This is a genomic window from Spirillospora sp. NPDC046719 (genome assembly GCF_040645715.1).
GTDB lineage: Bacteria > Actinomycetota > Actinomycetes > Streptosporangiales > Streptosporangiaceae > Spirillospora.
Map to the genome: position 1 here is coordinate 1 of NZ_JBEYYT010000293.1, position 12,020 is coordinate 12,020.

The following is a 12,020-nucleotide window of genomic DNA, read 5'->3' on the forward strand; positions in this document are numbered from 1 at the left end:
CCCCCCCCGCCCCCGCCGGCCCCCCCGCCCCCCCGCCCCCCGCCGCCCCCCCCCGCAGAGGCGGCCGGCGCGCTCTCGTGGGTTATGACGCGGCGGCGGGCTCGTCGGTTCGCTCTGATTCGGAGAAAGGTTCGAGGCGGGCGGCGAGGGCGGTCAGGTCGAGGTCCAGGACGCGGGCGAGGGACGCGACGGTGAAGAAGGCGGGGGCGGTACGGGGGCCGCGGGCGGCGCGGAGGACCTGGCCGAGGGCCCGGCCCCGGTCGCGCTGCTCGTCGGTGAGGGGCGTGATTACCATCTCCGCCATGGTGACGTACCGAACCCCACGGGAGTGGGAGCTCATGCGGGAGGCGGGACGGGTCGTGGCCCGGATCCTCGCGGGGACGCGGGAGGCCGCGGAGCCGGGCCTGCCGCTCGCGGAGCTGGACGCGGTGGCCGGGCGGATCCTGAAGGAGAACGGGGCGACGTCGCCGTTCCTGCACTACAAGCCGAGTTGGGCGCCCGTGCCGTATCCGGCGAACATCTGCGTGTCGGTCAATGACGTGGTCGTGCACGGCATTCCGGACGGGCGGGTGCTGGAGGACGGGGACCTGGTCTCGGTCGACTGCGGGGCGACGCTCGGCGGGTACTGCGGGGACGCGGCCGTGTCGTTCTTCGTGGGGGCCGGGGACGAGGCGGGCCGGCGGCTTCTGGACGTGACGGAGACCGCGCTGCGGCGGGCGATCGCGGCGGCCGTGCCGGGGAACCGGATGGGCGACATCGCGAACGCGGTGGAGCGGACGGCGCGCAAGGCCGGGTTCGGGATCACGCGGGGCTGCGGCGGGCACGGCATCGGGACGGAGATGCACGAGGACCCGGCGGTGCCGAACGTGGGCAAGGCGGGCAAGGGGATGCCGCTGCGGGAGGGCCTGACGATCGCGATCGAGCCGATGTTCCACGAGGGCGGGTCGGACGACTCGCGGCTGCTGGCGGACGGCTGGTCGATCGCGACGGCGGACGGCGGCCGGGCCGCGCACTTCGAGCACACCATCGCGATCACGCCGGACGGCCCGCTGGTCCTGACGGCGCCGTAGCTAGCGGCGGCCCGCCATGCGTTCGAGGCGGGCGATGCGCTCGGCGGTCGGCGGGTGGGTGGAGAACAGCTTGCCGATGCCGGCGCCGCGGAACGGGTTGGCGATCATCAGGGCGCTGGTGGTGGCGAGCTCGGGGTCCTGCGGCAGCGGCATCGCCTGGGTGCCCGCCTCGATCTTGCGGAGGGCGGACGCGAGGGCGAGCGGGTCGCCGGTGAGGCGGGCGCCGGCGGAGTCGGCGGCGAACTCGCGGGTGCGGCTGATCGCCATCTGCACGACGGCGGCGGCGACGGGGCCGAGCACCAGCATGAGCAGGGCGCCGAGGACGCCGGGGCCGTCGTCGTCGTCCGCCCGCCCGATCGGCAGGAAGATCGCCAGGTGCGACAGGTAGGTGATCACGGTGGCGATGGCGGCGGCGACGGACGAGATCAGGATGTCGCGGTTGTAGACGTGCGAGAGCTCGTGGCCGAGGACGGCGCGCAGTTCCCGTTCGTCCAGCATGCGCAGGATGCCGCGGGTGCAGCAGACGGCGGCGTTGCGCGGGTTGCGGCCGGTGGCGAACGCGTTCGGCTGGCGGGTCTCGGAGACGTACAGCCGCGGCATGGGCTGGCGGGCGGTGGTCGACAGCTCGCGGACGAGCCGGTAGAGCATCGGCGCCTCGACCTCGCCGACGGGGTGGGCGCGCATGGAGCGCAGCGCGATCCTGTCGGAGAAGACGTAGGCGACGCCGTTGGTGGCGAGGGCGATGACCAGCGCGATGGTGAGTCCGGCGGTGCCGCCGAACGCCCAGCCGATCGCGAGCATCAGTGCCGACAGCGCAGCGATCAGTGCCGCCGTCTTGACGCCGTTGAACCGCACTCCGCACCGCCTCCCCGTCCGAACCCACCATGAACAACAACGGTGTGACCAGCCTCAACGTTCCCGCTTCGCGGGCGGCCGCCGGGCGGGCCGGGGCCCTGTCTCCAGGTTAGGTGGCGGCTGAGACGGTCTGGAGGACGATCTGCGGCGCGACCGACAGTACGACCGCGCCTGCGGCGGTCGCGGCGAGGGCGGCGCGGACGGGCCATCCGGGCAGCGGGTCGGCGAACGGGCGGACCGGCGGGGTGAACAGCCGGACGGCCCAGGCGAGGTAGTAGTACAGGCCGATGGCGGTGTTGATCGCCATGATCACGGCGAGCCAGGTGACGCCGCCCGCGACGGTGGCGCGGAACACCACGACCTTCGCGAACAGCCCCATGACGCCCGGTGGGAGGCCGGCCAGGCAGATGAGGAAGAACGCGAGGGCGGTCGCGGTGGCGGGGCTGCGGTGGGCGAGGCCGCGGTAGCCGTCCAGGGTGTCGCGGTGGGGCCGGGCGCCGTCGAGCCGGCGCCGCGCGAACCCGGTGACGACGGTGAACGCGCCGAGGTTCATGACGGCGTAGAGGGCGACGTAGGCGGTGGTGGCGGCGACGGCCTCGGGGAGGCGGTGCGACCCGACCGACAGGGGCGCGAGCATGTAGCCGGACTGGGCGACGGACGACCAGGCCAGCAGCCGGATCGCGGTCCGCTGGCGGAGCGCGACGAGGTTGCCGAGGGTCATGGTGAGCGCGGCGAGGACGGCGATCACCGGGCCCCACACGTGCCCGTACGCGGGGAGCCCGAGGGCGAGGACGATGGCGAGTCCGGCGAACCCGGCGGCCTTCGACACGACGGACAGGAACGCGGCGACGGGCAGCGGCGCGCCCTCGTAGACGTCCGGGGCCCAGAAGTGGAACGGGACGGCGGCGACCTTGAACGCGAACCCGGCGAGGAGGAGGACGACGCCGACGGCGGCGACCGGGTCCAGGTCGGCGGGGACGCGGCCGAGGGCGGGCGCGATCCGGTCGAGGTGCATGGCGCCGGTCGTCCCGTACACCAGCGAGATGCCGAACAGCATGATCGCGGTGGAGACGACGGAGACGAGGAACAGCTTGAGCGCGGCCTCGGACGCGCGGCCGTCGTAGCGGCGGAGGCCGACGAGGGCGAACACCGGCAGCGACAGCGTCTCCAGCGCGACCAGCAGCAGGACGAGGTCGCGGGCGGCGACGAGCGTGAGGGCGCCGATCACCGCGCACAGCAGCAGGAAGTGGTACTCCCCGGCGGGGATCTCCGAGTCGGTGATCTCCTGGAGGGACAGCAGCACGACGACCAGGGCGGCGGCGAGCACGAGGCCCTGGAACAGCAGGGTGAAGTCGTCGGTGACGTAGGAGCAGGAGCGGGGGCCGCCGCCGCGCAGCGCGTCCGGCACGCAGAAGGTGGCGCGGCGGTCGCCGGGCGCCAGCGCGATCACCGCGATCAGCGCGGCGCCGAGCGCTCCGCAGCAGGCCGGGCCGAGGACGCGGCGCGGGACGTCGAACGCGTCGGCGAGCAGCAGGCCGAGCGCGGCGACGGCGACGATCAGCGGCGGCGCGATCGCCGCGTAGTCGATGCCCTGGATCATCAGCCGCCTCCGAACAGCGCGCGGACCGGCGCGGCGGTCACGTCCAGCAGGGTCTTCGGCCACAGCCCGACGAGCAGGGTGAGCGCGATCAGCGGGACCCAGGCGGCGTACTCCTGGGCCGAGACCACGGCGCCCGGACCGGCCGCGGCGGCGGGTTCGAGGTCGCCCGCGGCGGGTTCGAGGTCGGCCGCCCCGGGTTCCGGCGCTGGCCCGGCGGCGGATTCGGGACCGCCGACCGCGGCCGGGGCCGGTCCGGCGGCGGGTTCCGGCGCGGGGCCGTGGGTGATCTTGGCGAGCATGCGCAGGAAGTAGCCGGCGGTGAGCAGCGCGCCGATCCCGGCGACCGCCATGAACGTGACGAACGCGCCGCGCGGCAGGTCGGCGTGCGGCCGGTACGCGCCGACCATCGCGAGCATCTCGCCCCAGAACCCGGCGAGCCCCGGCAGCCCGAGCGAGGCGACGGACGCGAAGGTCAGCACGGACGCCAGGCGCGGCGCGGTGCCGAGCATGCCGCCGCCGATCCGGTCCATGTCGGTGGTGCCCCAGCGGTCCTTCACCGCTCCGGCCAGGAAGAACAGCAGCCCGGTGATCAGGCCGTGCGCGATGTTGCCGAACAGCGCGGCGTTGATCCCGACGGGGGTGAGCGTCGCGATGCCGAGTAGCACGAACCCCATGTGCCCGACGGACGAGTACGCGATCATCCGTTTGAGGTCGGTCTGGGCGAGGCAGGCGAGCGCGCCGTAGACGATCCCGATCACGGCAAGGAGCCCGAGCCACGGCGCCCACACCTGCGCGCCGTCCGGCGCGAGCGGCAGCGCGACGCGGACGAGCCCGTAGGTGCCCATCTTCAGCAGTACGCCCGCCAGCAGCACGGACCCGACGGTCGGCGCCTCGGTGTGCGCGTCCGGCAGCCAGGTGTGCAGCGGCCACATCGGCGCCTTCACCGCCAACCCGACGGCCATCAGCGCGAAAGCGGCGATCTGGACGCTCCGGGAGACGCCGGAGCCATGCCGCGCGGCCAGCTGAACCATGTCGAGGGTGCCCGCGTTGACGGCCACGAGCAGCATCCCGGCGAGCAGCAGACCCGACCCGAGCAGCGTGTACAGGATGAACTTGGTCGCGGCGGCGCGGCGCCCGTCGCCGCCCCACAGCATGATCACCACGTACATCGGGATCAGGACGGTCTCGAAGAACACGAAGAACAGCACGAGGTCGAGGGCCGTGAACGTGCCGATCAGGCCGACCTCGAGGACGAGCAGCAGCGCGGTCAGCAGCCGGATCCGCCCGCCCGCCGGAGGATGCCGCAGCGTGTACAGGAAGCACAGGAACGTCAGCAGGGCGGTCAGCACGACCAGCGGCAGCGAGATCCCGTCCGCACCGAGGTGGAACCGCAGCCCGATCGCGGGGGCCCACGCCCAGTCCGCCTGGAGCTGCGTCCGCGAGGTGTCGCCGAAGTCGAACGCGGTGAGCGCGGAGACCGCGACGAGCAGCGTCGCCGCGGACACGCCCGTCCCGAACGCCCGGACGGCGAACCCGGTGCGCAGGAACCGGTCCGCCGGGACGAGCAGCGCCACCGCCCCGAACAGCGGGATCGCCATCATCCACAGGAAGATCACCGGAAGATCACCACCAGGGCCGTGATGACGACGACGCCCGCGAGCAGGCCCGTCAGGTACGTCTGCGGGTTGCCGTTCTGCGGGATCCGCAGCAGCCCGCCGAGCCGCCGCGCGCCCCGTCCGGCCCCGACGACGGCCGCGTCGACGCCGCGCCGGTCGAACAGCACGACACCGCGCGCGAGGGCCTGGACGGGGCGGACGATCGCCATCGCGTACAGCTCGTCCAGGTAGAAGCCCCGCGCGAACACCCGGCGCACCGGCCCGAGGGCGACCGCCGGATCGGACGCCGGGTCCCGGTTCCAGAGCAGGTACACCGCGCCCCCGCCGACGATCAGCAGCGCGATGCCGAGCAGCGCCGGACCGGCGTGCGGGCGCAGCTCGCTCGCGCCGAGCCCGAAGAACCCCAGGATCGCGGCGGGCACCGCCAGCGCCGCCACCGTCCACGACATGAACTTCGACGGCTCGCGGATCTCGTATGTCCCGCGCGGCTCCCCGAAGAACGTCATCAGCCAGGCCCGCATCGCGTACGCCGCCGTCAGCGCGACCGTCAGCAGCAGCCCGAGGTACACCAGCCACGCCACCCCGGACGGGAGGTCGACGGAGGCGACGCTCGTGGAGAGTCCGCCTGGTGGGACGTCCACGCGCCCCACGATGTGGTCGCTGAACGGCGGCAAGCCGCCCTTGGAGAACAGGTCGTGGGAGAGCTCGCTCGGGGACGGCCCCGGAAGCGGGACCGCAGGCGGTGCGGCGGAACCGTCCGAGGTCAGCGGGGCGTAGGCGAACCAGCCGGCCTCGGTCGTCTCATGGCCGTGGAGGGCGGCGTGCTGGGCGGCCTCGATGACGGAGTCCTTGCTGAACCAGCCGCTGAACGGCGGGACGCCCGCGAGGGCCGCGAACCCCGCCGTCATCGACCAGAAGGTGATCGGCATGCCGCGCCGCAGCCCGCCGTGCTTCGCGAGCAGCGTGGACCCGGTCGTCGCGATCACGCAGCCGGCGGCGAGGAACAGCAGCGCCTTGAACGCGCCGTGCGCCAGCAGGTGGAAGATCGCCGCGGACCTCGCGCCGACCGCGAGCGCGGCCGCCATCACGGCGAGCTGGCTGATCGTCGAGTAGGCGAGGACGCGTTTCAGGTCGTCCTGGGCGAGGGCCGCGAGCGCCGCGCCGACCATCGAGACCACCGCGATGACGCCGAGGACGGCCAGCGCGCCGGGCGCGGCGACGAACACCCCGTACAGCCGCGCGACGACGTAGACGCCGGCCGCGACCATCGTGGCGGCGTGGATCAGCGCGCTGATCGGCGTCGGGCCGGCCATGGCGTCCGGAAGCCAGGTGTGCAGCGGGAACTGGGCGCTCTTGCCCGCGACGCCGGCGAGCAGCAGCAGCGCGGCGGCGGTGAGCGTCGAACCCGGCATCGTCCAGACCCGGGCGAGGACGCCGTGGATCTCGAACGTACGGGCGCCGAGCCCGAGCACGATGATCCCGATGAGGAATCCGACGTCGCCCAGCCGCGTCACCAGGAACGCCTTGACGGCGGCGCGGGAGTTGGCCCGCTCCTCCCAGTGGTGGCCGATCAGGAAGTACGAGCAGATGCCCATGACCTCCCAGCCGACGTACAGGACGATGAGGTCTCCGGCGAGGACCACCAGCAGCATCGCGGCGGTGAACAGCGAGATGAACGCGGCGTAGGACGAGTAGCGCCGGTCGCCGTCCATGTAGGCGACCGAGTACACCTGGACGGCGAGCGCGACGCAGCAGACCATCAGCGCGACGACCGCGGACAGGCCGTCCACCTGCAGCCCGATCCGGATCGGCACCGAGCCGGTGTCGATCACCGCGAGCGAGCCCGTCCGCTCGCCGGGGTCCCGCCAGACGACGAACGCGACGATCGCCGACAGGACGAGCGAGACGGCGACGGGGGCGCAGGCGATCAGCGCCGGGCCGTTGCGCCGGGGCGAGCCCAGCAGCCGCCCGAGCGCGGGGCCGAACAGCATGCCGCCGAACGCGGCGAGGAACGGCAGCAGGATCGCCAGGGACGCGAGCCAGATCACGGCGTCGCCCCCTCGACCGGCTCGGCGCCGGTCTTGGCGGCGGGCTCGGGCTCGTCAGACTCGGGCTCGTCAGACTCGGGCTCGTCAGTCCCGGACTCTGGCTCGTCAGTCCCGGACTCTGGCTCGTCGGCGGGCTCGTCGTCGGACTCGGACAGCGCGCGGAGCCGGTCGATGTCGACCATCTGGCGGTTCCGGAACACCAGCAGGACGATCGCCAGGCCGAGCCCGACCTCCGCCGCCGCGATCACGATCGTGAACAGGGTGAGCACCTGCCCGCCGTGCAGCCGGTCGCGGAACCGCATGTCGAACGTGACGAGGTTCAGGTTCACCGCGTTCAGCATCAGCTCGACCGACATCAGGACGAGGATGGCGTTGCGCCGTGCCAGTACCCCGTACACGCCGACGGAGAACAGCAGTGCCGCGACGACGGTCGGGTAGGCCAGGTGCATCAGCCGCGCCCCTTCCCCCGGCCGGAGCGGCCGGAGCCGTTCGAACGGTCGGAGCGGCCGGAGCGGTCGGAGCGGCGGGAGCCGATGTCGGTGCGGGACAGGACGATCGCGCCGACCAGCGAGGCCAGCAGCAGCACCGACAGCACCTCGAACGGCAGCACCCACGTCCGGAACACGCCGGCGCCCAGCGCGCTCGCCGACCCGCCGCCCGCGCGCAGCGGCATCCGCTCGGCCCGGAAGCCCATGACCATGACCGTGACCAGGACCGCGGCGGTGGCCACGGCGACCGCGGCGGCGGCCCACCGGTTGCCGGAGTCGAGGTCGGCGGAGTCGCCGATCGGCGCGCGCGTCAGCATGATCCCGAACAGCAGCAGCACGACGACCGCGCCGACGTAGATCAGCACCTGCACCCACGCGACGAACTCCGCGGTCAGCACCAGGTAGCCGCCCGCGAGCGCGCCGAACGACAGCACCAGCCACAGCGCCGCGTGGACGAGCCGCCGCGTCGTCACCACCATGATCCCGGCCCCGACGGCCACCACCCCGAGCAGCGTGAAGACGATCTCCTGGCCGCTCACCGCCGGCTCCCCGGCGGACCGGGCGGGCCGGAGGACGGGCGCCGCGCGGCCCGCGCCGCCGCCTTCTCCGCCGCCGCGATCTCCTTCGGCGGCTCGGCGGCCGGGTCGTGGGCCTGCGGCGGCGGGACGGTCCACATCCACTCCCGGAGCCGCTCCTTCTCGTGGGTCAGCTCCGCGATGTCGTACTCGGCGTACTCGAACTCCGGCGACCAGAACAGCGCGTCGAACGGGCAGACCTCGATGCAGATGCCGCAGTACATGCACAGCGCGAAGTCGATCGCGAACCGGTCGAGGACGTTGTGGACGCGCGGTCGCCCGCCGCCCTCGGCGGGGACGGTCTCCTTGTGCGAGTCGATGTAGATGCACCAGTCGGGGCACTCGCGCGCGCAGAGCATGCAGACGGTGCAGTTCTCCTCGAAGAGCGCGATCACCCCCCGGCTGCGCGGGGGCAGATCGGGCTGCACCTCGGGGTATTGACGCGTGATGGAGCGCCGCGTCATAGTCCGCAACGTGACGGCCAGCCCCTTGGCCAGCCCGCCTCCTGGCAACCGTCCCACCCGCAACATGATTGCGCACGAAACGCCGCGGTGGAACGCGGCGGGTTCCACGTTCGTCGGACGATACGCGGGCACCCGCGGTCCGCGCTCCTGTACGCCTGCGGGCAAGGAGGACATGTGAGCCACCATGCGGACGGACAGTACGACCCCGGAGCCGACCACGCCCGCCCGCAGCCCTCCGCGCCGCCGGGCCCCACACCGCCGAACACCACGCCGCCGAACACCACACCGTCGAGCACCACACCGACGGACGCCACTTCTCCGAGCGCCACTCCTCCGAGTGCCACGCCGCCTGGCGGGACGCCCGTGCAGGGGACGCCGCCGGGTGGCCTGCCGGTGCACCGCACCACCAAGCCGGACGGTTTCACGCCGCCGCGCGGCACCTCGGTGCCACACCCGCCCGTCCCGCCGCAGCCCGCCGCCTCCCCACCGCATCCGGTCGCGCCGCCTCGTCCTGCGGCCGCGCCGCCGCCTCCGCCGGCCTTACCGCCCCGTCCGGCGGCACCGCGTACTTCCGTCCCGCCCCCAGGGGACCCGCGGCGTCCCGTGCAGCCGCCGGGACGGCCGGACCGGTCCCCGACCTGGGGGTCCGGCGGGTATCCGCTTCCGCCGCTGCGTCCCGTGCCGCCGCTTCCGCCGCCGCCCGAGCAGCCGAACGGCGTGCTGTGGGCGATCACGCCGTTCCTCACGTTCGGCCTCGCGACGCCCGTGACGTTCTTCTACGCCGCCGTGAAGCGCGGATCGTGGAACTACGGCGCCGCCGCGGCCGGCTACGGGATCGGCCTCGTGACGATGCTGGCCGCCCTGAACAGCGGGAACGTGCTGCTGATCGCGCTCGGCACCATCCTGCTGCTGACGCTGTGGCCCGCGGGGACCGCGCACGCCTTCGCCGTCCGCCGCCAGGTGTACCCCCGCGAGGTCCCGCGCAGCCACAACAACGAGAACGCCGTCGAGTACGCCAAGTACCGGCGGAACCTGCGCGCCGACGCCCGCGCCATCGCCGCCGACGACCCGGCGCTCGCGCACGAGCTCCGGATCGGCCGCCCGGACGTCCCGCGCGCCTACGACGACGGCGGCCTCGTCGACGCCAACCACGCCCCGGCCGAGATCATCGCGGCCCTGCCCGGGATGACGGAGGAGCTGGCCGAGCGGGTCGTCGCGCACCGGGACGAGCACGGCACGTTCGTCTCCGTGGAGGAGATGGCCGTGGACTGCGACCTGCCGCCCGCGATCATGCCGCAGCTCGCCGAGTACACGATCTTCCTTCCCTGACCCTCCGCCGGACCTGATCCTCTGTCGGACCGGTGCGCTAGGAAGGGGGACTGCCGCTCCCCATCCCGGAGGCCGCCGTGCCCGACCCCGCCCCTGCCGCGCCCGACGACCCCGACCTGGAGGAGGAAGAGGGCCTGGCCCAGAGCTGCTACCTGCTGGAGTTCTCGATGGACTCCGGAGGCCCCCCCAGGGCGACGTCTTCGTCGGCACGTCCGTCGCCGACCTCGCCGCCGCCTTCGCTCGGCCACTACGACGGCCGCGGCGCCGACTCGTACCTGGTGATGCGGTGCGGCGCGCTCCTGCACCTGTGGGTCGTCCAGGAGGGCGTGATCGTCGAGGGCGTCGACCTGCGCCCGTACCTGCGGACGGGCGACGCGCGGTGCGACGAGGCGCTCGCCGAGACCATCGCCGCGCAGCGGCGGGGCGATGGCCTGTGGGACGCCCTCGACCAGGTCATGGACCCCTACGACTTCGACGAGGTCCGCGCCCTGCCGCTGCTGGCGCACGTCCTCGACCTGCACGAACGGAGCGAGGCCGGGGACGCCGACGCGGGATCGCGCCTCGACCGGATCCTGGAGGACGCCGAGGCGGGGAAGGCGCCAGCGTCCCACGACGGGGTGACGGTCGAGCGGCTCGACCTCGACTGGGACGCCGTCGCCGCCGCGGCACCGCCCCTGCGGAAGCCCGTACTGCAGGCCGAATGGGTGCGCGTCCGCTGGGCCTCCGACGACCTCATGGAACCGTTCACCTACCTCGACCCTTGGGACGAGGAGTGGGTCGAGCCCCTCCGCATCGGGGCGAACGACCTGGAGAACGGCGACGGCTGACGGCCCGCGCGGGCGGGTGGCCCGGCGGAGGGAGTCAGGCGGAGGGAGTCAGGCGAAGGGGGTCAGGCGAACGCGACCTTGAGGACGCCGGTCACCGCGAGCTGTACCAGCGACAGCGGGACGAGCCACGCCCACGCGAGCCTCTGGAGCTGGTCCTCGCGCATCCGCGGGTAGCTGACCCGCAGCCAGATCACGCAGAACGCCAGCACCGCCGCCTTGATCAGCGTCCAGAGCCAGCCCAGCTCGGTGTTCAGGAACGGGCCCTTCCACCCGCCGAGGAACAGCACGGCCGTCAGCGCGCACAGCACCACGATCCCGGCGTACTCCGCCAGGATGAACAGCGCGAACCGCAGCCCGCCGTACTCGGTGTACGGGCCGAAGATGATCTCCGAGTCGGCGACCGGCATGTCGAACGGCGGGCGGCGCAGCTCCGCGAGGCCCGCGACGAAGAACACCACCGCGCCGATCGCCTGCCACGGCAGCCACCACCAGCGCCACTCGCCGACGATGCCCTGCAGCGACAGCGTGCCCGCGGCCATCGCCACCGACGACGCCGCGAACACCATCGGCAGCTCGTAGGACATCAGCTGCGCCGCGACCCGGATCCCGCCGAGCAGCGCGTACTTGTTCGCGCTCGCCCAGCCGGCCATGATCGCGCCGATCACCCCGACGCCCATCACCGCGAGCGCGAAGAACACCCCGACGCCGAGGTCCAGCGCGACCTGCCCGCCCGGCCCGACCGGGACCACGATCAGCACCAGCAGGTACGGGACGAGCGCGACGCCCGGCGCCAGCTTGAACACCCACCGGTCGGCGTCGCGCGGGACGACGTCCTCCTTCTGCGCGAACTTCACGCCGTCCGCGACGAGCTGCGCCCAGCCGTGGAAACCGCCCGCGTACATGGGCCCGAGGCGGCCCTGCATGTGCGCCATCACCTTGTGCTCGGCCTGCCCGACCAGCAGCGGCAGCAGCGCGAACGCGGCCGCGACCAGCACCAGCTTCCCGATGATCTCAAGCATCCGGACCCCGCTCCCGCGGCGGTCGCCCGGCGGCCCGCCGGCGCTCCGCCGCCTCCGCCCACGGGCCCTCGTCGGGCCCGCCGGGCGGCCGGGCGCGGCGGCGGCACGGCGCGCCGTGCCCCGACTCGC

11 protein-coding genes and 1 pseudogene are annotated in these 12,020 nt (G+C 73.6%); 3 read left to right on the forward strand and 9 right to left on the reverse strand.

The features are described from left to right. Positions 1-82 precede the first annotated feature (82 nt). Positions 83-295 (reverse strand): helix-turn-helix domain-containing protein, encoded by a 213-nt coding sequence (locus tag ABZ914_RS35270; protein ID WP_500198572.1) that lies wholly within the window; start codon positions 293-295, stop codon positions 83-85. Positions 296-302: 7 nt separating this feature from the next. Here ABZ914_RS35270 and map point away from each other — a divergent pair, with 7 nt between their 5' ends. After that, the gene (gene map / locus ABZ914_RS35275; RefSeq protein ID WP_500198574.1) at positions 303-1,070 is read left to right on the forward strand and encodes a type I methionyl aminopeptidase; all 768 of its coding nucleotides are present in this window, start codon (positions 303-305) and stop codon (positions 1,068-1,070) included. Here map and htpX read toward each other — a convergent pair whose 3' ends face one another. From htpX to ABZ914_RS35310, 7 genes and pseudogenes are all read right to left on the reverse strand, one after another. Next, positions 1,071-1,925: a zinc metalloprotease HtpX gene (gene htpX, locus ABZ914_RS35280; protein ID WP_190865682.1), complete on the reverse strand. Its 855-nt coding sequence runs from the start codon at positions 1,923-1,925 to the stop codon at positions 1,071-1,073. A gap of 109 nt (positions 1,926-2,034) precedes the next feature. After that, positions 2,035-3,525, reverse strand: a complete 1,491-nt coding sequence (locus ABZ914_RS35285) for an NADH-quinone oxidoreductase subunit N (RefSeq protein WP_387029353.1) — start codon at positions 3,523-3,525, stop codon at positions 2,035-2,037. After that, positions 3,525-5,126, reverse strand: a complete 1,602-nt coding sequence (locus ABZ914_RS35290; RefSeq protein ID WP_500198584.1) for a complex I subunit 4 family protein — start codon at positions 5,124-5,126, stop codon at positions 3,525-3,527. Before ABZ914_RS35290 ends, ABZ914_RS35285 begins: the two co-directional genes overlap by 1 nt. An 11-nt stretch (positions 5,127-5,137) precedes the next feature. After that, a complete protein-coding gene (locus ABZ914_RS35295; RefSeq protein ID WP_500198576.1) occupies positions 5,138-7,189 on the reverse strand; it encodes an NADH-quinone oxidoreductase subunit 5 family protein in 2,052 nt (683 codons plus the stop codon). A 122-nt stretch (positions 7,190-7,311) separates the two neighbouring features. Next, positions 7,312-7,638: pseudogene (gene nuoK / locus ABZ914_RS35300) on the reverse strand (NADH-quinone oxidoreductase subunit NuoK); the annotation flags it as partial. Then, complete coding sequence (locus tag ABZ914_RS35305; protein ID WP_500198577.1) at positions 7,638-8,216, reverse strand: NADH-quinone oxidoreductase subunit J family protein; 579 nt, start codon at positions 8,214-8,216, stop codon at positions 7,638-7,640. The pseudogene nuoK and the gene ABZ914_RS35305, both read right to left, overlap by 1 nt. Next, positions 8,213-8,716 carry a 4Fe-4S binding protein gene (locus tag ABZ914_RS35310; protein ID WP_500198579.1) on the reverse strand — a complete coding sequence of 168 codons (504 nt, stop codon included), beginning with the start codon at positions 8,714-8,716 and terminating at the stop codon, positions 8,213-8,215. Before ABZ914_RS35310 ends, ABZ914_RS35305 begins: the two co-directional genes overlap by 4 nt. 678 nt (positions 8,717-9,394) lie before the next feature. Between ABZ914_RS35310 and ABZ914_RS35315 the strand changes: the two genes are divergently transcribed. Together ABZ914_RS35315 and ABZ914_RS35320 are read left to right on the forward strand one after the other, a co-directional pair. Then, a complete protein-coding gene (locus tag ABZ914_RS35315) occupies positions 9,395-10,045 on the forward strand; it encodes a ComEA family DNA-binding protein (protein ID WP_500198580.1) in 651 nt (216 codons plus the stop codon). 77 nt (positions 10,046-10,122) lie between these two features. Next, the gene (locus ABZ914_RS35320) at positions 10,123-10,872 is read left to right on the forward strand and encodes a hypothetical protein (RefSeq protein WP_500198581.1); all 750 of its coding nucleotides are present in this window, start codon (positions 10,123-10,125) and stop codon (positions 10,870-10,872) included. A gap of 62 nt (positions 10,873-10,934) precedes the next feature. Here the strand turns inward: ABZ914_RS35320 and ABZ914_RS35325 are convergent, their stop codons facing one another. Then, positions 10,935-11,891 carry a complex I subunit 1/NuoH family protein gene (locus ABZ914_RS35325; RefSeq protein ID WP_500198582.1) on the reverse strand — a complete coding sequence of 319 codons (957 nt, stop codon included), beginning with the start codon at positions 11,889-11,891 and terminating at the stop codon, positions 10,935-10,937. Positions 11,892-12,020 lie beyond the last annotated feature (129 nt).

What these genes read in the sequence shown, in the direction of transcription:
- ABZ914_RS35270 (WP_500198572.1), bottom strand. Translation starts at nt 295, where the DNA reads ATGGTAATCACGCCCCTCACCGACGAGCAGCGCGACCGGGGCCGGGCC.
- ABZ914_RS35285 (WP_387029353.1), bottom strand. Translation starts at nt 3,525, where the DNA reads ATGATCCAGGGCATCGACTACGCGGCGATCGCGCCGCCGCTGATCGTC.
- ABZ914_RS35325 (WP_500198582.1), bottom strand. Translation starts at nt 11,891, where the DNA reads ATGCTTGAGATCATCGGGAAGCTGGTGCTGGTCGCGGCCGCGTTCGCG.
- ABZ914_RS35290 (WP_500198584.1), bottom strand. Translation starts at nt 5,126, where the DNA reads ATGATGGCGATCCCGCTGTTCGGGGCGGTGGCGCTGCTCGTCCCGGCG.
- map (WP_500198574.1), top strand. Translation starts at nt 303, where the DNA reads ATGGTGACGTACCGAACCCCACGGGAGTGGGAGCTCATGCGGGAGGCG.
- ABZ914_RS35310 (WP_500198579.1), bottom strand. Translation starts at nt 8,716, where the DNA reads ATGACGCGGCGCTCCATCACGCGTCAATACCCCGAGGTGCAGCCCGAT.